19 protein-coding genes and 2 tRNA genes are annotated in these 19,637 nt (G+C 73.2%); 12 read left to right on the plus strand and 9 right to left on the minus strand.

Translation table 11 applies throughout. The features are described 5' to 3' along the window. Nucleotides 1-18: 18 nt before the first annotated feature. A complete protein-coding gene (locus DSM104299_RS15190; RefSeq protein WP_272472477.1) occupies nucleotides 19-885 on the minus strand; it encodes a MurR/RpiR family transcriptional regulator in 867 nt (288 codons plus the stop codon). A 300-nt stretch (nucleotides 886-1,185) separates the two neighbouring features. Between DSM104299_RS15190 and DSM104299_RS15195 the strand changes: the two genes are divergently transcribed. Then, a complete protein-coding gene (locus DSM104299_RS15195; protein WP_272472478.1) occupies nucleotides 1,186-2,331 on the plus strand; it encodes an FUSC family protein in 1,146 nt (381 codons plus the stop codon). Here DSM104299_RS15195 and DSM104299_RS15200 read toward each other — a convergent pair. Beyond that, nucleotides 2,328-3,368: a GGDEF domain-containing protein gene (locus DSM104299_RS15200; RefSeq protein WP_272472479.1), complete on the minus strand. Its 1,041-nt coding sequence runs from the start codon at nucleotides 3,366-3,368 to the stop codon at nucleotides 2,328-2,330. The genes DSM104299_RS15195 and DSM104299_RS15200 overlap by 4 nt on opposite strands. Before the next feature lie 138 nt (nucleotides 3,369-3,506). Between DSM104299_RS15200 and DSM104299_RS15205 the strand changes: the two genes are divergently transcribed. Continuing rightward, nucleotides 3,507-4,610, plus strand: coding sequence for a lysylphosphatidylglycerol synthase domain-containing protein (locus DSM104299_RS15205; RefSeq protein ID WP_272472480.1), 1,104 nt, complete (start codon nucleotides 3,507-3,509; stop codon nucleotides 4,608-4,610). Nucleotides 4,611-4,778: 168 nt separating this feature from the next. Here the strand turns inward: DSM104299_RS15205 and DSM104299_RS15210 are convergent, their stop codons facing one another. Beyond that, nucleotides 4,779-7,136 (minus strand): putative bifunctional diguanylate cyclase/phosphodiesterase, encoded by a 2,358-nt coding sequence (locus tag DSM104299_RS15210; protein ID WP_272472481.1) that lies wholly within the window; start codon nucleotides 7,134-7,136, stop codon nucleotides 4,779-4,781. Between the two features lie 445 nt (nucleotides 7,137-7,581). Here DSM104299_RS15210 and DSM104299_RS15215 point away from each other — a divergent pair, with 445 nt between their 5' ends. The 4 genes from DSM104299_RS15215 to DSM104299_RS15230 all read left to right on the plus strand — a co-directional run bounded on the left by DSM104299_RS15215 (nucleotide 7,582) and on the right by DSM104299_RS15230 (nucleotide 10,449). Then, nucleotides 7,582-8,112, plus strand: coding sequence for a nitroreductase/quinone reductase family protein (locus DSM104299_RS15215; RefSeq protein ID WP_272472482.1), 531 nt, complete (start codon nucleotides 7,582-7,584; stop codon nucleotides 8,110-8,112). 169 nt (nucleotides 8,113-8,281) lie between these two features. After that, a complete protein-coding gene (locus tag DSM104299_RS15220; RefSeq protein WP_272472483.1) occupies nucleotides 8,282-8,788 on the plus strand; it encodes a tetratricopeptide repeat protein in 507 nt (168 codons plus the stop codon). Continuing rightward, nucleotides 8,785-9,324, plus strand: a complete 540-nt coding sequence (locus DSM104299_RS15225; RefSeq protein WP_272472484.1) for an FHA domain-containing protein — start codon at nucleotides 8,785-8,787, stop codon at nucleotides 9,322-9,324. Before DSM104299_RS15220 ends, DSM104299_RS15225 begins: the two co-directional genes overlap by 4 nt. A gap of 219 nt (nucleotides 9,325-9,543) precedes the next feature. Then, nucleotides 9,544-10,449 (plus strand): LLM class flavin-dependent oxidoreductase, encoded by a 906-nt coding sequence (locus DSM104299_RS15230; RefSeq protein WP_272472485.1) that lies wholly within the window; start codon nucleotides 9,544-9,546, stop codon nucleotides 10,447-10,449. Here DSM104299_RS15230 and DSM104299_RS15235 read toward each other — a convergent pair. The 3 genes from DSM104299_RS15235 to DSM104299_RS15245 all read right to left on the minus strand — a co-directional run bounded on the left by DSM104299_RS15235 (nucleotide 10,446) and on the right by DSM104299_RS15245 (nucleotide 11,710). Next, a complete protein-coding gene (locus DSM104299_RS15235) occupies nucleotides 10,446-11,273 on the minus strand; it encodes an SAM-dependent methyltransferase (RefSeq protein ID WP_272472486.1) in 828 nt (275 codons plus the stop codon). The two genes, DSM104299_RS15230 and DSM104299_RS15235, sit on opposite strands and share 4 nt — an antisense overlap. A 6-nt stretch (nucleotides 11,274-11,279) precedes the next feature. Beyond that, nucleotides 11,280-11,516 (minus strand): hypothetical protein, encoded by a 237-nt coding sequence (locus tag DSM104299_RS15240; RefSeq protein WP_272472487.1) that lies wholly within the window; start codon nucleotides 11,514-11,516, stop codon nucleotides 11,280-11,282. Between the two features lie 121 nt (nucleotides 11,517-11,637). Then, a tRNA-Ile gene (locus tag DSM104299_RS15245) sits at nucleotides 11,638-11,710 on the minus strand. 61 nt (nucleotides 11,711-11,771) lie between these two features. On the opposite strand from DSM104299_RS15245, the gene DSM104299_RS15250 reads away from it, so the two are divergent. Further along, nucleotides 11,772-12,179, plus strand: coding sequence for a CoA-binding protein (locus DSM104299_RS15250; RefSeq protein WP_272472488.1), 408 nt, complete (start codon nucleotides 11,772-11,774; stop codon nucleotides 12,177-12,179). Between the two features lie 4 nt (nucleotides 12,180-12,183). Here DSM104299_RS15250 and DSM104299_RS15255 read toward each other — a convergent pair whose 3' ends face one another. Next, the gene (locus DSM104299_RS15255) at nucleotides 12,184-13,197 is read right to left on the minus strand and encodes a TlpA family protein disulfide reductase (protein ID WP_272472489.1); all 1,014 of its coding nucleotides are present in this window, start codon (nucleotides 13,195-13,197) and stop codon (nucleotides 12,184-12,186) included. Between the two features lie 76 nt (nucleotides 13,198-13,273). Here DSM104299_RS15255 and DSM104299_RS15260 point away from each other — a divergent pair, with 76 nt between their 5' ends. Continuing rightward, nucleotides 13,274-13,993: an SDR family oxidoreductase gene (locus DSM104299_RS15260; protein WP_272472490.1), complete on the plus strand. Its 720-nt coding sequence runs from the start codon at nucleotides 13,274-13,276 to the stop codon at nucleotides 13,991-13,993. Nucleotides 13,994-14,077: 84 nt separating this feature from the next. Here the strand turns inward: DSM104299_RS15260 and DSM104299_RS15265 are convergent, their stop codons facing one another. Next, nucleotides 14,078-14,548, minus strand: coding sequence for a hypothetical protein (locus DSM104299_RS15265; RefSeq protein WP_272472491.1), 471 nt, complete (start codon nucleotides 14,546-14,548; stop codon nucleotides 14,078-14,080). Nucleotides 14,549-14,640: 92 nt separating this feature from the next. Between DSM104299_RS15265 and DSM104299_RS15270 the strand changes: the two genes are divergently transcribed. The 4 genes from DSM104299_RS15270 to DSM104299_RS15285 all read left to right on the plus strand — a co-directional run bounded on the left by DSM104299_RS15270 (nucleotide 14,641) and on the right by DSM104299_RS15285 (nucleotide 17,700). Further along, complete coding sequence (locus DSM104299_RS15270; RefSeq protein WP_272472492.1) at nucleotides 14,641-15,687, plus strand: LLM class F420-dependent oxidoreductase; 1,047 nt, start codon at nucleotides 14,641-14,643, stop codon at nucleotides 15,685-15,687. A 170-nt stretch (nucleotides 15,688-15,857) separates the two neighbouring features. Continuing rightward, complete coding sequence (locus DSM104299_RS15275; protein ID WP_272472493.1) at nucleotides 15,858-16,922, plus strand: glycosyltransferase; 1,065 nt, start codon at nucleotides 15,858-15,860, stop codon at nucleotides 16,920-16,922. Between the two features lie 12 nt (nucleotides 16,923-16,934). Then, nucleotides 16,935-17,636: a hypothetical protein gene (locus DSM104299_RS15280; RefSeq protein WP_272472494.1), complete on the plus strand. Its 702-nt coding sequence runs from the start codon at nucleotides 16,935-16,937 to the stop codon at nucleotides 17,634-17,636. Next, nucleotides 17,627-17,700, plus strand: a tRNA-Asn gene (locus DSM104299_RS15285). The genes DSM104299_RS15280 and DSM104299_RS15285 overlap by 10 nt, the downstream gene beginning before the upstream one ends. 37 nt (nucleotides 17,701-17,737) lie before the next feature. Here DSM104299_RS15285 and dnaG read toward each other — a convergent pair. Then, on the minus strand, nucleotides 17,738-19,609 hold the full coding sequence (gene dnaG / locus DSM104299_RS15290; protein WP_272472495.1) for a DNA primase: 1,872 nt from the start codon (nucleotides 19,607-19,609) through the stop codon (nucleotides 17,738-17,740). Nucleotides 19,610-19,637: the final 28 nt, after the last annotated feature.

A 19,637-nucleotide genomic window follows, 5' to 3' on the forward strand; every position in this document is an offset into this window, starting at 1 on the left:
GGCCCCAATCGCCGCGACCTACTTCAGGCGGAAGGCTTTGATCCGATCGGCGTACTGGTCGGCATCGCGGCTGTACACCCCGTATGCCAGCGCCTGGATCGTGGAGAGCAGCGCGGTGTGCGAGCGGACGTAGGCCGGCGAGTTGCTCGAGTAGTACAGCTTGATCTGCGCGAGCTTGGCGACGTCGGACAGCGTCGCGTCCACGACGGCCAGCGTGCGCGCCTTGCGGTGGCGGGCGAGCTTCATCGCGCGGACCACGAGCGGATGCGGGCGACCGGCGCTCAGGCCGATGACCAGGGTCCCCTCGTCGATGCGGCCCAGCCGCGACAGCGCCTCCTGCGACGGCGACGCCACGATCTCGGCGCGCAGGTCCAGCAGCATCAGCAGGTGGCGGAAGTAGGAGGCGAAGAACGCCATCTGGTCGGTGCCGCAGACGAGGACGCGGTCGGCGGAGGCGATCGCGTCGATCGCGGCCTCGACGTCGGAGCGCGACACGCGCCGCGCGGTCTCCTCGACGTTCTGGAAGTCGGCGGCGATCGCGGTCTCGAACTCGTTCTGGTCGAGCGAGAACAACGGCTCGGTCGACGCGGCGCCCGTGCCGCCGACCTGGCCGGCGGCGACCTTGCGGCGGTACTCCTCCCGGGCGGAGTGCTGCAGCTCCGGGAAGCCCTCGAAGCCCAGGGCCTGCGAGAAGCGCACGACGGTCGACGACGAGGTGTTCGCGCGCCGTGCCAGCTCCTCCGCGGTCTGGAAGGCCACCTCGTCCAGATGGTCGACGATGTACTGCGCCACATCCTTCTGGGAGCGCGAGAACTCGTCGAAGCGCGCCTGGATGTAGGCGGAGAGAGTCTGGTGTCCCCGCGCCTCGTGCGGCGGGGCGGTCATGGTCGCGGACGTCCTCTTCATGGGCGACCGTCTTTTCGACACCCGCTCTGCGGACTCCTCCAAATACGAGACGCGCCCGGTCGATTCGGACCGGGCGCGTGTCGCGTGGCGGGCCCTCGTCGTTTCCGCCTTGGAGGGCCCGCGGAGGAAGACGAATGGCGGGGGGTATGGCGCCGAAGGCTCGTCTTCCAAGGTGTGGTGCTGCTCAAGAGGCTCCCCTGGTGAAGTGCCTGGAGAAACCGGGTCTTCTCCCCAGGTGTCCGCGTTGGGACCGGGCGTCTGGTTGGGTAGGAGCCCAAGGTGAGCTCGCGTGCCGTGATGGAAGCCGCTGCTGAGCGCTCGCGGGTCACGTTCCGGGCGCGCGTGGACCGCCTGCGCCGTCTCGCCCCCACCCTGCTGCTCGGCGCGGTCGGCGCGGGCGTGGCCTGGCTGATCGCCAAGTCGATCTTCGGGACGACCGGCGCCTTCTTCGCGCCGGTCGCGGCGATCATCACGCTGGGGCTGACGGTCGGGCAGCGGCTGAACCGGGCGATCGAGCTGTCGGTCGGCGTCCCGCTGGGGATCGCGCTGGCCGACGTCCTGGTCCTCGAGCTCGGCGCCGGCCCGCTGCAGCTGGTCGGGATCGTGTTCCTGGCGACGTCGGTCGCGGTCTTCGTCGGCGGCGGCGCGCTGCTGGTGACGCAGGCGGCGGTCTCGGCGATCCTGGTGGTGACGCTGCAGCCGCCGACCAACGGCCTGTCGTTCACGCGAGCGGCCGACGCGCTGATCGGGTGCGGCGTCGCGCTGGTCCTGAACTTCGTGGTCGCGCCGATCGACCCGATGGCCCTGGTCCGGCGCGAGGCCGCGCCCGTCCTGCGCGAGCTGGCCGCGGTGCTCGACGACATCGCCGGCGCGCTGGCGTCCCGCGACCGCGACGCCGCGACCTCCGCCCTGCGCCGGGCGCGCGACATCGACGTCTACACGCAGCGGTTCCTGGAGGCCCTGACGATCGGGCGCGAGACCGCGGCCGCGGCGCCGGCGCGCCGGACCCAGCGCGGGTCGCTGGCGATCTACAGCGACGCGGGCGGCCAGCTGGACCTGGCGGTGCGCAACGTGCGCGTGCTGGCGCGCGGCGTCGTGCGCGCGATCGAGACCGGCGACCGCGTCCCGCCCCAGGTCGTCGACGCGCTGCGCGAGCTGCGCCAGTCCGTCCTCGCGCTCACAGCGTGGATGGACGACGCCGACCGCGTCGACGGGGTCGTCGAGCCGGCGATCGCGGCGGCGCGCCACGCCAGCGAGGTGCTGGAGATGACGACCAACCTGTCCGTGTCGGTCATCGTCGGCCAGGTGCGCTCGACGGCGGTCGACCTGCTGCGCACGACCGGGATGGCGCCGGAGGAGGCGCGGGCGCGGATCCGGGGCGGCGGCGTCGCGCCGAGCCTCGGGTCGGTGGGCGACGAGGCCTAGGCCTCGTCGCGCAGGACCACGCGGTCCTTGCCCTGCGCCTTGGCCGCGAGCAGGCACTCGTCGGCGGCCTTGAAGAGCGTCGCGACGGTCGCGGCGTCGCCGGGCGCGACGGCCACCCCGGCCGAGGCGGTGATCGGGCCGGGCTCGGCCCACGTCGCGGCGCGGATGGCGCTGACGAGGCGCTCGGCGGCCTGCGCGGCCTCGGACTCGTCGGCGTTGGGGAGGATCACGGCGAACTCCTCGCCGCCGGTGCGGCACACGACGTCGCCGGCGCGCACGTGGCCTTCCAGCACCTGGCCGAAGCCCACGAGGACCTGGTCGCCGACCGGATGGCCGTGGACGTCGTTGACGCGCTTGAAGTCGTCGACGTCGAGCAGCACCAACCCGACGGGCGCGTCGTCGCGCTGGGCGCGGGCCAGCTCAGCGGCGAGCCGCTCGTGGAAGTGGCGGCGGTTGAAGAGGCCGGTGAGCTCGTCGGTGCGCGCCTGCTCGGAGAGCAGCTCGCGGCGGCGCGCGTTGTCGTAGGCCAGCGCGGCGAGGCTGGCGAAGCGCTTGATGAGCTGCGCCTCCTCGGGCGAGAAGGTCGGGATCGTGCCCTCGAAGCCGGGCGCGCAGTCCTCACGCCAGACGTTGAGCGTGCCGATGACGCGGTCGCCCACGATCAGCGGGCAGAAGACGATCGCCTCGAGGTCCTGCGGCGTGCCGTCGATGATGTAGCGGCCGAACCACGGATGTCCGGGCTCGAGGTGGACGATCTGGCGGGACTTGACGACCTTGCCGGTGATCGAGTTGTCGCTCTTGGGCGCGTCGGCCAGCGTCTCCTCGACCCACAGGCCCTCGGCGAAGGCGGGGATGAGCACGTTGCGCTCGGCGTCGACCTCGTAGATGGCGAGGCTCGAGAACGGCACGATGCCGCGCAGCGCGCGGGCCATCGACTGCAGGGTGGCGTCCAGCGACTGCTCGGCGAGGACGCCGGCGACCGCGTCGATGATCGACTCGAGCCCGCGGACGACGCGGGTGGCGGAGACGGTCTGCATGTGCTCCCCAGATACGTCGGCCGGCAGGGCCTCGACATTGAGCGTTCCCGTTGGTCTGCGAACGTTCTTAACGCGTTGTGCAGCTTTTGGCGGCGCGGATTGACCGTCGTTGCCCACACAACTATTGTGTGTGCAAGCGTGCCCGACACCCTCGCTCCCCGCCACCTCGCGCAGCGCCTCGCCCAGATCGCCGTCCTCCTCGGCGTCGGCGTGCTACTGCTCGTCACCCTGCCGGGCCTCGGCGAGGTCCGCGAGCGCTTCGCCGACGCGCGGCCCGGCTGGGTCGCCGCCGCCCTGGTGCTGGAGCTCGGCTCGGTCGTCTCGTTCGTCGTGGTCTTCCGCGGCGTGTTCTGCGTCCGGATGCCCTGGGGCTTCAGCGCGCAGGTCGGGCTGTCCGAGCAGGCGGCCAACGTCCTGCTGCCGGCTGGTGGCGCGGGCGGCTTGGCGCTCGGCGCGTGGGCGCTGAGCCGGGCCGGGATGTCGCCGGGCCACATCGCGCGCCGCACGGTCGCGTTCTTCCTCATCACCAGCTCGGCGAACTTCGTCGTCGCCGTCCTGGCCGGGATCGGGCTGCTGACCGGCGTGCTGGCGGGCGACGCGAGCTTCGCGCTCGCCGCGGTCCCGGCCGCGCTGGCGCTGCTGGTGATCGGCAGCGTCTTCGCGCTGCCACGCGTCCTGCCCGAGCGCCCGGCGCCGGTCGCGACCGACGGCCACGCGCTCGTCGGGCCGTCGAAGCTCGCCAAGCTGCGCCGGACCGTGGCGCGTGCCGGCGCGACGATCTCCGAGGGCCTGGGCGACGCCGGCGCGCTGCTGCGCTCCGGCCGGCCGTCGGTGATCGGCGGCGGCCTCGGCTACCTGCTCTTCGACATGGCGGCGCTGGCCGCCGCGTTCCACGCCTTCGGCCACGCGCCGGCGCCCGGCGACTTCCTGATGGCCTACGTCTTGGGCCAGCTCGGCGGCCTGGTACCGCTGCCGGGCGGCGTCGGCGGGACCGACGGCGGCCTGGTCGCGGCGCTCGCGCTCTACGGCACGCCGCTGGCCTCGGCGACCGCCGCGGTCCTGGCCTACCGCGCGTTCCAGCTCGGCCTCCCCGCGCTGGCCGGCACCGTCGCCTTCGGGCGCCTGCGCCAGACGCTCCAGAGCGACACCCGCGCCGCCGCGGGCTGCGAGCCGATGGCCGCGCCCGTGCGGGTCGCGGTCGCGGCGGTGCCGGACTCGGCGCCGCACGAGATCGCCGCCTAGCGCCGCCCGCGGAGTTGGCGCGTTCGGAGTGATCCGGACGCGTCCCCGCCGCGCAGCAGCCCTCGTGGATCGACGTGGGCGCGGCGGATTCTTCCACGGCACGAACGCCTGACGGGCGTGGACATGGCTGAGGGCCGACCCCGTCCCGCCGCGTCCCGTCGGCCCGCGCTAGATGCGCTGCGCGGTCATCAGCCAGGTGCGCAGCTCGTCGAAGGGCAGCGGCCGGCTGAGCAGGTAGCCCTGCGCGAGGTCGCAGCCCAGCGCCTTGAGGAAGGCGAGCTGCTCGGAGGTCTCGATGCCCTCGGCGGTCACGCTGCGGCCGAGCGCGTGGGCCATGCCGACGACCGCGGCGACGATCGCGCCCGAGGACGCGTCGCCCGGCAGGCCGGCGACGAACGAGCGGTCGATCTTGATGCCGTCGATCGGCTGCTCCTTGAGCATCGACAGCGACGAGAAGCCCGTCCCGAAGTCGTCGAGCACGAGGCGGACGCCGAGGTCGCCGAGCGCGGCGATCGCGTGCCCGGTCGCCAGATCGGAGCCCAGCAGCGCGGTCTCGGTGATCTCGACCACGAGCTGCTCGGCCGGCAGGCCGCTGTCGGCCAGCGCGCCCTCGATCGCCGACAGGAACGCCGGGTGGCGCAGCTGGCGCGGGGAGACGTTGACGGCGAGCGCGACGTCGCGGCCGGTGGCCTCGCGCAGCGCGACGGTCGCCGCGCAGGACTCGCGCAGCACCCAGGCGCCGAGCGCGTCGATCAGGCCGGTCTCCTCGGCGATCGGGATGAACTCGTCCGGCCCCACCACGCCGAATGTCGGGTGCGTCCAGCGCAGCAGCGCCTCGATCCCCGTGACCTCGCCGGACGCGAACGCCGCGACCGGCTGGGCCACGAGGTGCAGCTCGCCGCGGTCCAGGGCGCCGCGCAGCGCGGCCTCGACCTCCAGCCGGCGCCCCGCCCCGTCGCCGTGCGCGTGGCCGTGCCGGTGGCGGTTGCCGCCCTCGTCCTTGGCGGCGTACATCGCCTCGTCGGCGCGGCGGACGGCCTCGTGGGCGTCGACCTCGCCGCCCGGGATGACGACGACGCCGACGCTGACGGTCGGCGCCAGCCCGTCGGCGCCCGCGCTCGTGGAGCGCGCGACGGCCTCGACGACGCGCTCGGCGATCGCCGCGGCGGTGTCGGCGTCGATGTCCTCGGCCACGACGAGGAGCTCGTCGCCGCCGAAGCGCGCGACCGTGTCCCCCGGGCGCACGCAGCCGGCGACGCGCTCGGCGACGTCGCGCAGGACCCGGTCGCCGACGTCGTGGCCCAGCGTGTCGTTGACCAGCTTGAGCCGGTCGAGGTCGATGAACAGGACCGCCAGCGCCGTGCCGCTGCGGCGGGCGCGGGCCAGCGCGTGCGTGAGGCGGTCGAACAGCAGGGTGCGGTTCGGCAGGCCGGTGAGCGGGTCGTGCGTGGCGCGGTGGACGAGCTCCTCGGTCGCGCGCTGGCGCTCGATCGCGATCCCGGCCAGCTGCGCGGCGTCGCGCAGGAACTGGCGATGCTGCTCGGTGGGCGCGCGCGGGACCCGGTCGTAGACGCCGAAGGTCCCGAGCACGTCGCCGGCGGCGCCGAGGATCGGGAAGGACCAGCACGACCGCAGGCCGTGCTCGCGCGTCAGCGCCAGGAACGGCTGCCACTTCGGATCGCTCTCGATGTCGGCGCTGACGATCTCGGTCGCGTGGTGGGCGGCCGCGCCGCAGGACCCGACCTCCGGCCCGATCACGAGGCCTTCGAGCTGAGCGACGTAGGACGCCGGGAGCGTCGGCGCAGCGCCGTGGTGGACGGTCCGCAGGATCGGGTCGAGCAGCAGGACCGACCCGCGCAGGCGCGGGTCGAAGCCCTCGATGCTCAGCACGACCTCGCGCAGGATGTCGCCCAGCGGCGCGTCGGCGGCGATCAGCTCGTGGATGCGGTTGTGGGCGGCGACGACGCCGTTGGCGCGGCGCAGGTCCTCGGCGGCGACCCGCAGCGCGATCTCCGACGCGATCGCCTCGGCGACCGAGCCGAGCAGCGCGACGTCGTCCTGCGTCCACGTCCGCGGGTCGTGCTGGGACACGCACAGCGAACCCACCCGCTGACCGTGGACGACGATCGGCGTGCCCGCATAGGACACCAGGCCGTAGTGGCGCGGCCCGGCGATCGCCGCGAGCTCCGCATGCGCGCGGGTGTCGTCGACGGCCAGCGGCGCGCCGCCGGCGATGACGTACTGGCAGATGGCCAGCTCCGGCGGGGCGCTGATCCCGGCGACGTCGTCGATGCCGACGACGCTCTTGAGGTACTGGCGCGTGTCGTCGAAGAGCGTGACGAGCGCGACCGGCGTGCGCAGCGCGCGGGCGGCCAGCGCGGCCCAGCGGTCGAACGCCTCCTCGGGCGCCGAGTCCATCAGGCCGGTCCGGCGCAGGACGTCGAGCCGCGCCGGGTCGGTCAGGACCGCGGCGAGCCGATCGGGGCGGAAGCGTTCGGGGTCGTAAAGCACCGCTCCCTGGATCATCGGCCGGTGCTACCCGTCGGGCGATCCCGCGATCGGGGGATCGTCGGAGTCCAGACCCGTGAGCGATGCTCCGTAGGTCATCCGTCCACCCGCACGGGCAGACGACGGGGGCCGGCTCGACACGTGGGCCAGCGAAGTCTCGCCATTCGGGCAGCAGACACGGGCGTTTCATGGTGAGACCATGCCGGTCCAAGTGACACGGCCCCCGGCGTCGGACCAGGTTCCTTCCGTCTCCGCGCCAGTGCTCCTCGCGGGTGATGACGGCGTGCCGCTGCGCGTCTGCGAGGAGCTGTCCGGCGCCGGGGTGCCAACCGTGTCGCTGTGCTCCTCCGAGCGTGCGCTGGCCGCGCGGGGCGCGACATCGGCCTGATGGCGGTATCGGCTGTGCTGGCCGACCTTGCACGGCCGTTCCGAGCTGCGGGTGCTGGCGTAGGATCGGCCGACCATGGCCGATCTCGTCAACGGCGTCCCGCGCGTCGACCCGTCGCGGCGACCGGCGGCCTGGCGCCGCGGGATGCTCAAGCTCGTCGGGACCAAGGCGGGAACGGCGATCCACCGCACGATCGCCGCGCCGATCGACGCGCGGCTCATGCGCCTGACGCGCGGCCGGGTCAACGCCGGCCTGGGCGCCGTCCCGCTCGTCGTGCTGCGCGCGACGGGCGCGAAGTCCGGCACCCGCCGCGACGTGCCGCTGGTCTACTTCAACGACGGCGACGACGTGATCCTCGTGGCCTCCAGCTACGGTCGCGAGCAGCACCCGAGCTGGTACTACAACCTGCTCGCGCACCCCGAGTGCGAGCTGCTCGCCGGCGGCGCCGCCGACCGCGGCGGCCGCTTCGTCGCCCGCCCCGCCGACGGTCCCGACCGCGACAGGTTGTACGCCTTGGCCGTCGGCTACTACTCGGGCTACGCGACCTACGCGACGAACACCGACGGCATCCGGACGATCGCGGTCTTCCGGCTGACACCGGCGTAGCGGCCCTCAGCGGCGCGACGGCGGTGGACCGGCGCTCGGTGGGCGCGTCGGCTGCGGATGATGCGTCCAGGCATGACCGGCGCGGGTGATCTCGGTGACCTTGGGGGTGAGCATGTCCCTGAGACGAGCGCGACGCGCCGGACTCATCGTTCCTGGCAAGGTGATGGTCATGACGGTCGACGGTGATTGGGAGGCGCGCAGCGCCGAGTTGTGGTCCTTGCTCGACGAGCTGGACGCCGAGGAGTTCCGGGCGCGGATCGACGCGCTCGCAGGCGAGCTGGACGCCGGCGACCCGGTCGGCCCGTTCGAGCGCGGGTGCGCGAACGACTCGACCGGCCGGCCGGCCGTCGCGGTCCCGCTCTACGCCGCCGCGCTCGACGGCGGGCTGACCGGGATCCGGCGCCGGCGCGCCGTCATCCAGATGGCGTCGTCGATCCGCAACCTCGGCCGGCCCGAGGAGAGCGTGGCGCTCCTGCGCGCCGAGCGCGAGCGCGGCTCCGACGAGCTCGACGACGCGGTCGTCGCGACGCTCGCGCTGGCGCTCGCCGACACCGGCCGCCCGGTCGAGGCGACCGGCCTGGTGGTCGAGGCGCTGGCCAGGCACCTGCCGCGCTACAACCGCTCGATGACGGCCTACGGCCAGGCGCTGGCCGCCCGCCAGGACGACGGCGGGTGACCGCGCGGCTTGCCGCCCGCGCCGGCGTCCGGCAAGCTCGCGTCATGAAGCCGCTGCGCGCCTCCGACCGCCACCGCGACGGCGCGGTCGCGGCGCTGCGCCGCGGCTACCTCGACGGCCAGCTGAGCACGGAGACGTTCGAGGCGCGCCTGGCGATCGCGCACTCGGCGCGCCAGGCCTACGTGCTGCGCGCGCTGGTCGCCGACCTGCGCGCGCGGTGGCAGGCGCTGCACGCGGTGCTGGACGGCCCGCGCCCCGCCGTCGCGACGGCTCGGACGCCCCAGACGACGCTCCTCCTCAGCCGCACCGACCGGTACGAGATCACCGTCGGGCGGGCCTCGACGTGCACGGTGGTGTTCGGCTCGACGGCCGTGTCGCGGCACCACGCGCGGTTCGAGCGGGTCGGCGGCCGGTGGTACGTGACCGACCTGGCGTCGACCAACGGGACGTGCGTGGACGGCGTGCGCGTGGAGCGCGCGCCGGTGGCGCCCGCCGCGGAGATCCGGCTCGGCGACGCGCTCGTCGTGGTCGGCTGAGGGGTGCCCGGCATGGACGTCGGCATGCGTAAGGGGTCCGCCTCAGCGCGTAAGGGGTCGGTGCCGGGAAGTCGGCCTGTCCTGCCGATGTGCGAGCGGCGCCTCAGGTCGAACATGAAGGACATGAACACGCTCCTCTCCCAGCCCTTCGCCACCGCCCACTCCAACGCCATCGTCCGCGCCGGCTTCCTCCGCCGCCTCCGCGCCGGGAAGTGAGGCGTGGCCGCCCCTTCGCGACGTCCGCTGCGCATCGGCATCCAACTCCCCGAGGTCGAGCGGCAGGTCCGCTGGCCGGAAGTGATGGCGATGGCGCGGGCGGCGGAGGAGTGCGGCTTCGACTCCGTCTGGCTCGGCGACCACCTGCTCTACCGCGGCGACGGTCGCCCCGAGCGCGGCCCGTGGGAGGCGTGGACCACGTTGTCCGCCTTGGCCGCCTCGACCGAGCGCCTCGTGCTCGGGCCTCTCGTCGCCTGTGCCGCGTTCCACCCGCCCGGCGTGATCGCCAAGATGGCCGCGACGATCGGCGACATCAGCGGCGGCCGCTTCGTCCTCGGCCTGGGCGCCGGGTGGAACGCCCCCGAGTTCTCCGCCTTCGGGCTCCCGCAGGACCACCGCGTCTCGCGCTTCGAGGATTCCTTCGCGATCGTCCGCGGCCTCCTGCGCGGCGAGCGCGTGACTCTGGACGGGACCTACTGGCAGGCCGACGACGCCGTGCTGGTCCCCGCGCCGGCCGCCCCCGTCCCGCTGATGATCGGCTCCAACGGCCCGCGGATGCTGAGCATCGCGTTGCCCCACGCCGACGCCTGGAACACCTGGTACGACGGCTACGGCAACACCGCCGAGGGCTTCGCGTCGCTCAACACGCGGATCTCCGAGGCCGCGGTCGCGGCCGGCCGCGTCCCGGCCGAGATCACCCGCAGCGCCTGCGCGTTCGTGCTCGTCGACCCGTCCTCGGACGAGCGCGAGATCAAGCCCGAGGCGCCGCCGATCACCGGCACGCCCGCGCAGATCGCGGCGCGCCTGCGCGAGCTCCACGACGCGGGCGCCGACGAGGTCGTCCTGGTCGTCTCGCCGATCACGGAGGCGTCGATCCGCGCGCTGGGCGAGGCCGTCGCCGCGGTCTAGGCGCGCGCGGTCTCCGGGATGGCGCGCTGCGCCTTGCGCAGCACGTAGGAGTCGCTAAGCCCGAGCTGCTCGACCATGGTGCGGTCGGCGAGCGCCGGCCGCGCGGGCAGCACGACCAGCGTCGAGATCCCCGACACCGGCGCGCGCGGCAGGTCGGCGACGGCGACGCGCGCCATCAGCGGCGCGGTGATCGGGTAGCGCGCCGCCTCGTAGACGATCGCCTCGTGCTCGGCGCTGTAGGCCTGCGTGAGGTGCGCGGCGAGCAACTCGAGCCCGCGGATCGACGTCTCCGTCTCGTGCGTGAGCTGGCCGATGCAGGAGATCTGCCACAGCACGAGCGGGACGTGCTCGTCGAAGCGCCGGCGGTAGACCAGGAAGTCGGTCGCCTCGAAGGACTGGCAGCCGGTCGCGCCCGGGTCGATCCCGAGGTCGGCGAACAGGCAGTCCTCGGCCGAGACCCCGGGCAGCATCCCAGCCCGGTAGCCCTCCTCGCGCGCACGCCGCACGGCCTCGTGGCCGGGGTAGACGAACACGCCCGGGTGGCCGTAGAACGCCGCGCAGACGTCCTCGCCCGCGCGGACGCACTCGAGGATCCGGTCGACCATCTGGTGGTAGGTCTCGATCCGCTGCTTGCCCTCGCCGTAGAGGTCGATCAGGTCCTCGGCCGACGGGTTGAGGTCGGCCAGCCAGCCCTTGGTGACCGGGTCGGTGACCACGTACAGGACCTTGGTCGCGTCGCGCAGCGCCGACTCGGTCTCCAACGTCACCTGACCCATCAGCTGGATGCCCGTGCCGACCACCCACAGGCTGCCCGGCCGCGCCACGGCCGCCTAGAAGTCCACGAGGATCGTGACGATGACGCGGATCCTGATCGCCGCGTCGGTCCCGCCGAGCTCGGTCTGGATGCGCCGCTCGTCCTGCGAGAGCAGCGCGAGCTTCTGGGTGTCCGACAGGCCCGCGCGGTCCATCGCCCCGACGGGATCCTCCAGGAACGAGTTGCGGGCGGACGGCTCCTTCGAGAGCCCGGTCAGGAACTCGTGGAAGGCCTTCGACGACGGTTCGGCCATGGTGGCGAAACCTCCTGGGGTTGACGGGCGCGAGCCTCCCACGCGCATCCCGCCGCTGTCCAGTCCACTTCGTTAAGACCTGCGGAACGCTAAGCAACGATCAGCAACTATGGCCTGACAGTGGGCCGAGGAGGAGTCGAACCCCCATCGGACGGATTATGAGTCCGCGGCTCTACCAGTTGAGCTACCGGCCCTGGAGGCCGAGAGCTTAGTGCGGCGCCGGCCCGTCCTCACCGCGTCCTAGCCTGCAGGGCCATGGATCCCGACGTCCGTACGCTGCTGACCACGACGAGGACCTGGGCCGTGGTCGGCTGCTCGCCCGACCCCAACCGCGACTCGCATCGCATCGCCGCCCTGCTCAAGCATCGCGGCTTCGCGGTCGTGCCGGTCAACCCGACCGCCGGGGAGATCCTCGGGGAGCGCTGCTACCCGACGGTCGCCGACATCCCGGGCGAGGTCGACGTGGACGTCGTCGACGTCTTCCGCCGCAGCGAGGCCGCCGGCGAGCACGTGGACGAGGCGATCGCGCGGGGCGCGCGCGGCGTCTGGCTCCAGCTCGGCGTCATCGACGAGGACGCCGCCCAACGGGCGCGGGACGCGGGCCTGCTCGCTGTAATGGACCGCTGCCCGGCGATCGAGCTGCCGCGGCTCGCGACCGGCTAGGGACCTAGGCCCCGCCGGTCACCTTGGCCACGGCGCGCTCCAGCTCGCCGGGCGAGAACGCGCCTTCGAAGCGCGTCGAGATCACGCCGTCCTTGTCGATCACGAACGTCCAGGGCTCGGTCTGCAGCTTGTAGGTCTGCAGCTGCGGGCGCAGCCCCTTGTTGATCTCGTTGTCCTGGTAGACCTCCTGGTGGATGAACGAGACCTTATCCCCCACCTTGGCCTGGACCTCGTCGACGACGTCCACCACCGGCCCGCACACGCGCGACTGACACAGCTGCGGCGTGGCGAACGTGATCACCACGGGCTTCTTGCCGACCACGTCGGCGAAGTCGTCCTTCAGCAGCGACGGCGCCGCCGGGATCCGCGTGTCGATCTTCGCCACGTCGCCGGCGACGTCGGCGGGCGTCAGCGTGTGGATGACGGGCGCCTTCTGCCCCACGCCCGGCGGCACGACCTTCTTGCCGCCGACCTGCACGCCGATCGGCTGCGTGGAGACGAGCCGGCCGTCGAGCTGCGCGATCGCGAGCATCGCGTACTTGCCGTCCTTCTTGAACGGCACGTCGGCGACGTAGACGCCGCGCGCGCTGTTGGGGTCGGTCGCGGTCTGCTTGCTCTCGAACTGCGGCGAGACCTTCAGCGACTCGGCGCGCGCCAGGAACGGCCCGCGCGCCGACGAGCCGTCGGTCGCGCCGACGTACAGCGACACGCCCGCGCCCGACAGCTGCTTGCCCGCGCTGTCGAACAGCGCGAAGCCGACGCGGTTGGAGCCCTTCTCCAGCAGCGACACGCTCGGCGCGAGCTGCGGGCCGCGCGGCAGGTTCGCGATCAGGTCGGGCAGCGTCCGGCCCGTGGCGGGCGGGAAGTCCTCCGCCTTGGCCGTCGGCTGGGGCTGGGCGGGCGCGGTGTCGTTGCCGTCGTCGCTCGAGCCGGAGCCGCAGCCGACCGCCACCGCGATCGGGACGGCCAGCGCGAGCAGCAGCAGGAACAGGCGGGAGGACCGGGTGACGCGAGGCATGGGCAGCCGGGAAGGCTAGTGGCCTGATTGGATACGGCGCGCCGGTGTCGTGTTAAGCGGAGATGGAGGAGGCGGCGTGACGGACCAGCGTGCAGCGATCGTAACGGGCGCGTCCAGCGGGATCGGCCTGGCGATCGCCGATGTCCTGGGCCAGGAGGGCTACGGGCTGACCGTCGCCGCCCGCCGGCCGGAGAAGCTCCAGGAGGCGGCCGAGGGTCTGATGGCCAAGGGCTACGACGTCGAGGTCGTCGCCGGGCCGCTCGGCGACGAGGACGGCGTGAAGGCGGTCGTCGCGGCGCATCGCGAGCGCTTCGGGCGCCTCGACGTCCTGGTCAACAACGCCGGCGTCGGCATCGGCGCCGCCGTGGCCGAGATCGACACCAAGAAGCTCGACATCCAGCTCGGCGTCAACCTGCGGTCGTTGATCCTGTTCTACCGCGAGGCCATCGACCTGCTGCGGGCGGCGGGCCAGGAGCACCGCAAGGCGCTCGTCGTCAACACCGCGTCGATCGCGGGCAAGCGCGGCGAGGCGTGGCTGTCGGTCTACAGCGCGACCAAGGGCGCGGTCGTGTCGTTCACCCAGGCGATGCACAAGGAGCTCGCGCAGGAGGGCATCAAGTCCACCGCCTTGTGCCCGGGCTTCGTCGACACGCCGATGACCGACTTCGTCAAGGGCTCGGTTCCGGCCGAGGACATGATCACCCCGGGCGACATCGCCGAGACCGTGCGGCTGTTGTTGAAGGTGTCGCCCGCGTGCATCATCCCCGAGGTGCAGTTCCTGCGTCCCGGGGACTGACGAGCAGCGCGCCCAAGGGGCTCGCGTTCGTCGGCGCGAGCCCGCCAGAGCTTCCCTCGCGCGGCCGTCTCGCGTCCGGCGAGGCTACTTCGGCAGCAGCGAGCGGCGGCGCTCGACTGCGGTGAGCGCGCGCTCGGCGTCGGCGTGCTCGCGCCGCTCGGCGAGCCAGCCGAACCCGGTGCGCCGCGCCTCGCGGGTGCGGCGGTCGCGGGCGATGGCCTGGTGGTCGCGGATCGCGGCGCCGAGGTCGGTCTCGGCCAGGATCGAGGCCTCCAGCTGCGCGGTCAGGACCCGCACCTCGCGCTCGGTCGCGCGCCGGGCGCGCTTGGCGCCGGCGAAGCGATCCCACGCGCGCGCGAACGAGATGAACGACGTCCGGCCCCCGTGGCGGTGGGCGGCGAGCATCGGGCACACGCCGCCGGAGCGGTCGCTGTAGGCGCCGACGATGATCTCGTTGGCGCGCACGCCGGCGAGCATCGCCTCGCGCGTCCGCAGCGGCAGGCAGTCGATCGTCAGGCGGAGGTCGTCGATCGGCGTGTGAGTGAGTGATCGCATAGGGTTCCGGGCTCGCGGGCGAGCTGTGCGGAGCGTACGCCCCAGCACACGTCGCGCCAAGCCGGAGTCCTCCTGGTGAAAGGGAAGTTGCGATGAAGCTGGGTGTCCACATCGGCTACTGGGGTCTGGGCCTGACGAGCGCCGATCAGCTCGCGATCGTCCAGGAGGCCGAGCGGCTCGGCTACGACAGCGTCTGGACCGCCGAGGCCTACGGGTCCGACGCCGCGACGATCCTGGCGTGGCTGGCCGGGCAGACGTCGACGATCAAGCTCGGCTCGGGCATCTTCCAGATGCCGGGCCGCAGCGCGGCGATGACCGCGATGACGGCGGCGACGATCGACCAGCTCAGCGACGGGCGCATGCTGCTCGGGATCGGCTCCAGCGGCCCGCAGGTCTCCGAGGGCTGGCACGGCGTGCGGTTCGGCAAGCAGATCCAGCGCACGCGCGAGTACATCGAGGTGCTGCGGATCGCCCTGGCGCGCGAGCGGCTGGAGTACCACGGCGAGACGATCGACCTGCCATTGCCCGACGGTCCGGGCAAGGCGCTGAAGCTGACGATCGCGCCCGTGCAGGAGCGGATGCCGATCTACCTCGCGGCGATCGGGCCCAAGAACACCGCCTTGGCCGGCGAGGTCGCCGACGGGTGGATGCCGACGCTGCTGTCGCCCGAGCACCTGCCGATGCTGCGCGAGAACCTCGAGGAGGGCGCGGCGCGGGTCGGGCGCACCCTGGACGGCTTCGACATCGCGCCGACCGTCAACGTGAACATCACCGAGGACGACCTCGACGGCGCGCGCGACGCGATGCGCCCGTTCATCGCGCTGTACATCGGCGGGATGGGCTCGCGCGAGAAGAACTTCTACAACACGCTCGTGCAGCGCTACGGCTTCGAGGACGAGGCGCGCGAGGTCCAGGACCTGTACCTCGCGGGCAAGAAGGAGGAGGCCGCGGCGGCGCTGCCGACCGAGCTGATCGACCTGGTGTCCTTGGTCGGCCCGGCCGACCGCGTGCGCGACCGGCTGCGCGCGTTCAAGGCCGCGGGCGTCGGGACGCTCGGCGTCTCCCCCATGGCCTGGACCAGGGAAGAGCGCATCAGGCAGCTGCGGCTGGTCGCCGAGCTGGCGGAGGACGTGGTCTGACCGGCGCAGAGGCTCGACGTGCGCCGTCCCTGAAGGCGCTGCTGGGGGCCTTCGGCGACGCGGGCCACGCGTTCCCGATCATCGCCCTGGGCCGCGGGCTGCGCGCCCGGGGGCACGATGTCGTCGTCGAGACGTGGACGCGGTGGCAGGCAGACGTCGAGCGCGAGGGGATGCGCTTCGCGCCGGCGCCCGAGTACCACGTCTTCCCGACGCAGGAGCGGCCGCTGAAGCCCTACGAGGCGGTGCGGCGGGCGACGGGCGTGACGCGGGAGCTGGTGGTGGCCGAGCGTCCGGACGTCGTCGTGAGCGACATCCTCACCCTGGCGCCGGCGCTGGCCGCCGAGCTGGAGGGTGTGCCGTGGGCGACGCTGATCCCGCACGTCGACCCGCGCGGCGCGCCGGGGTTCCCACCGTACTCGGTGGGCGCGCGGCTGCCGCGGACGGCGCTGGGCCGGCGCGCGTGGAGCGCGTTCGACCCGCTGATCGCGCGCGGTCTGGAGCTGGGGCGCAGCGAGCTGAACGAGACGCGCTCGCGGTTGGGGCTGGGGCCGCTGGCCCACGTCCACGGCGGGATCTCGCGGCAGCTGGCGATGGTCGCGACGTTCCCGCAGCTCGAGTACCCGCGCCCTGAGCCGGAGCCCGCGACGCATGTCGTCGGTCCGCTGCAGTGGGAGCCGCCGTTCGGCGACGTCGCGCTGCCGCCGGGCGACGCGCCGCTGGTGCTGGTCGCACCCTCGACCGCCCAGGACCGCGAGGGCCGCATGCTCGCCGCGGCGCTGGAGGCGATGGCCGACCTCCCGGTCCGGGTCCTGGCGTCGACCAACAAGCGCGGCGACGTCAGCGGCCACACCGTCCCGGCCAACGCTCGCCTGGTCGACTGGGTCTCGTACTCACGGACCATGCCCCTCTGCGACCTCGTCGTCTGCCACGTCGGCCACGGAACGCTGATGCGCGCGCTCAGCGCCGGCGTCCCCGTCGTCGCCTGCCCCGCCGCCGGCGACATGAACGAGAACGCGGCCCGCGCCGCCTGGGCGGGCGTCGGCGTCCGCCTGCCCCGCCGCCTGGTCACCGCCCGCGGCCTGCGGCTAGCGGTCCAACGCGCGCTCGCGGACGGGTCTTTGCGCCGGCGCGCGCGGGAGCTGGCGACCTGGTCGGGCCAGCACGACCCGGTCGACCGCGCGGCCACGCTGGTGGAGGAGCTGGCGGCTGGAGGACTCGTCCGGGACACGAACTAGTGTTCGTATCCGATGGAGGCGGGCGCGTCGTACGAGTCGATCGCGCGCGAGCTCGGGTGCTCGGCGTCGAAGGTGTCGTATTGGGCGAGCAAGCACGGGCTGACGTCGGCCCACACCGAGCGGCACGCGGCCAGGGCGCCGATCGACGAGGAGCTCCTCGTCGCGTTGGTGGAGGGCGGGGCATCCATTCGGGCGATCGCCGCGAGGCTCGACCGGAGCCCGACGGCGGTGCGGCACCGGCTTCGACGCCTCGGACTCACGACGCTGGCCGGCATACGGATCAGCGAAGGCGCCGCTGCTCGCGAAGCCGGCGAGCAGGAACCGGTGTTGACCTGCCCGGTGCACGGCCGAACGCGACACGTCGCGCGGCATGGCGGCTACCGCTGCCAACGATGCCGGTCAGACCACGTCGCCTCGCGCCGCCGCCGCTTGAAGCTGCAGCTCGTGAACGAGGCGGGCGGCGCATGCGTGCTGTGCGGCTACGACCGCTACCCCGGAGCCCTGCAGTTCCATCACCTCGAACCGGCGACCAAGCGGTTCGCGATCAGCGACAAGGGCGTCACGCGATCGATCGAGGCCGCCCGAGCGGAAGCCAGCAAGTGCATCCTGCTCTGCGCGAACTGCCACGCTGAAGTCGTACGCGGCGTGGCCGATCTCTCAGTAAGATCAGCGAAGCCCGGGTCACCGGGTAGCGCATTGCCCGATCCGGGGTAGCTCAATCAGGCAGAGCATTCGACTGTTAATCGAAGGGTTGTGGGTTCGAGTCCCACCCCCGGAGCTTCCGAAGCCCGCCCGCAAGGCGGGTTTCGTCGTTCTCAGGCGCTGGGTGCGGTCTCTTCCATCGCCTGTTGGATCAGGGTGTCGCGGCGCTCTTCGAGCTGGTCGCGGCGGCGGCGGAGGGCGGCGACGCCGCCGGTGCCGGAGGAGACGGCGGCGTCGATCTCGCGGCGCAGGCGGAGGAGCTCGATGTTGGCGAGCTGACCCTGGAGGGCGGCGCGGGAGGGCGCGAGGTCGGCGGCCTTGGTCACGAGCTTGGCGACGGCGCCGGCGAGCATCTTGTCGTCCTCGGGCAGGCCCTCCTGCGGCGCGTGCAGGTGCGCGCGGACGTGGGCGACCACGCGGCGCATCGCGTCGCCGCTGAACGCCGCGTCGTCGAGGGTGGCGAGGATCTCGGCCGCCGCGTCCGGCGTGGCCAGGCACTGGGCCAGGAAGTCCCCTTCGGCGCGGGCGAGCGGGCCCGCCGCCCCCGCGGCCGGTCGTGCGGGCTCGTCCCATCCGGACGAGGCGCCGCCCCAGCCGCCACCGCCGCCGCCGCGCCCGCCGCGGCTGCCGCCCGGCGACCAGCCGCCCCCGCTCGGCCGCGCCGGCGCCGCCGCCGGGCGCTCTCCCGCCATCGGCAGCCACGAGGACACCAGCGACGGCGCGAGGTCGACCGCGTCGGCCACGTGGGCCAGCAGCTCCTCGCGCAGGGCGCTCGGCGGCAGCGTCGCGAAGATCGGCCGCAGGGCGGCGATCGCCGCGTCCTTGCCCTCGGCCTGGGTCAGGTCGGCACGCTCCAGCTCGCGTTCGATCTGGAAGCGCACGAACGGGACGGAGGTCGACACGAGCGCCTTGGCGGCCTCCGCTCCCTGCTGCTGGACGACGTCGGCCGGGTCCAGGCCCTTAGGCAGCGGCACGACGCGCAGCGCCAGCTTGGACTTCGCCGCCACCTTGGCCGCCTTGAGCATCGCCTCCTGGCCGGCGCTGTCGGCGTCCAAGGCCAACAACACCGTCTTGCCCAGCTTGGCGAGCTCGCCGACCTGCTTGTCGGTCATCGACGTGCCCATGATGCAGACGACGTTGGCCATCCCGGCCTGATGCAGCGCGAGGACGTCCATGTAGCCCTCGGTCGCCACGACCTCCTCGGCGCGCGCGGCCGCGGACCGCGCGAGGTGCGCGCCGTAGACCATCTCGCCCTTGTGGAAGATGTCGCCGTCGGGCGAGTTGAGGTACTTGGGTTGCTGGTCGGCGCCCAGCGCGCGGGCGCCGAAGCCCAGGACGCGGCCGCGCGGGTCGCACAGCGGGAACATGATCCGGCGGCGGAAGCGGTCGTAGATCCGGCCCTCGCCCTTGGCCCGGACGGCCAGGCCGGCGTCGAAGATCTCCTTGTTGCCGTAGCCGCCCTGCCGGCCGGCCATCATCAGCTTGTCCCACGCGCTCGGCGCGTAGCCGACGCGGAACGCCCGCAGCGTCTCGTCGGTGAACCCGCGGTCGCGCAGGTAGGCACGCGCCGGCTCGGCCTCCGCCGACTCCCAGAGGTAGCGCTCGTAGAAGCCCGCCGCGCGCTCCAGCAGCTCCATCAGCCGCTCACGCGCCTTGCGCCGCTCGGCGGCCGCCGGGTCCTCGTCCTCGACGGTCAGCTCGATCCCGTACCGCTGCGCGAGGGACTCCAGCGACCCGACGAAGTCCAGGCCCTCGGTCTCCTGCACGAACTTGAACGCGTCGCCGCCCGCGCCGCAGCCGAAGCAGTAGTACATGCCCTTGTCGGGCGTGACGTGGAACGACGGCGTCCGCTCGTCGTGGAACGGACACAGGCCCTTGTAGTCGCCCGGGCTGGCCCGGCGCAGCTCGGTCCGCTTGGAGACCAGGTCGAGCAGGTCGACGGCCTCGCGGACCTTCTCCTTGTCGCTGTCGGCGTAACGGGGCATGCGGGCGAAACAGGAGCATAGGCGCGCC

The organism is Baekduia alba (assembly GCF_028416635.1).
Taxonomy (GTDB): domain Bacteria; phylum Actinomycetota; class Thermoleophilia; order Solirubrobacterales; family Solirubrobacteraceae; genus Baekduia; species Baekduia alba.

Coding starts and splice junctions, on each gene's coding strand:
- DSM104299_RS15240 (WP_272472487.1), bottom strand. CDS start 11,516: ATGGCCGAACCGTCGTCGAAGGCCTTCCACGAGTTCCTGACCGGGCTC.
- DSM104299_RS15220 (WP_272472483.1), top strand. CDS start 8,282: ATGACGGTCGACGGTGATTGGGAGGCGCGCAGCGCCGAGTTGTGGTCC.
- DSM104299_RS15280 (WP_272472494.1), top strand. CDS start 16,935: ATGGAGGCGGGCGCGTCGTACGAGTCGATCGCGCGCGAGCTCGGGTGC.
- DSM104299_RS15215 (WP_272472482.1), top strand. CDS start 7,582: ATGGCCGATCTCGTCAACGGCGTCCCGCGCGTCGACCCGTCGCGGCGA.
- DSM104299_RS15200 (WP_272472479.1), bottom strand. CDS start 3,368: ATGCAGACCGTCTCCGCCACCCGCGTCGTCCGCGGGCTCGAGTCGATC.
- DSM104299_RS15275 (WP_272472493.1), top strand. CDS start 15,858: ATGCGCTTCGCGCCGGCGCCCGAGTACCACGTCTTCCCGACGCAGGAG.
- dnaG (WP_272472495.1), bottom strand. CDS start 19,609: ATGCCCCGTTACGCCGACAGCGACAAGGAGAAGGTCCGCGAGGCCGTC.
- DSM104299_RS15255 (WP_272472489.1), bottom strand. CDS start 13,197: ATGCCTCGCGTCACCCGGTCCTCCCGCCTGTTCCTGCTGCTGCTCGCG.
- DSM104299_RS15190 (WP_272472477.1), bottom strand. CDS start 885: ATGACCGCCCCGCCGCACGAGGCGCGGGGACACCAGACTCTCTCCGCC.
- DSM104299_RS15270 (WP_272472492.1), top strand. CDS start 14,641: ATGAAGCTGGGTGTCCACATCGGCTACTGGGGTCTGGGCCTGACGAGC.
- DSM104299_RS15250 (WP_272472488.1), top strand. CDS start 11,772: ATGGATCCCGACGTCCGTACGCTGCTGACCACGACGAGGACCTGGGCC.
- DSM104299_RS15210 (WP_272472481.1), bottom strand. CDS start 7,136: ATGATCCAGGGAGCGGTGCTTTACGACCCCGAACGCTTCCGCCCCGAT.
- DSM104299_RS15265 (WP_272472491.1), bottom strand. CDS start 14,548: ATGCGATCACTCACTCACACGCCGATCGACGACCTCCGCCTGACGATC.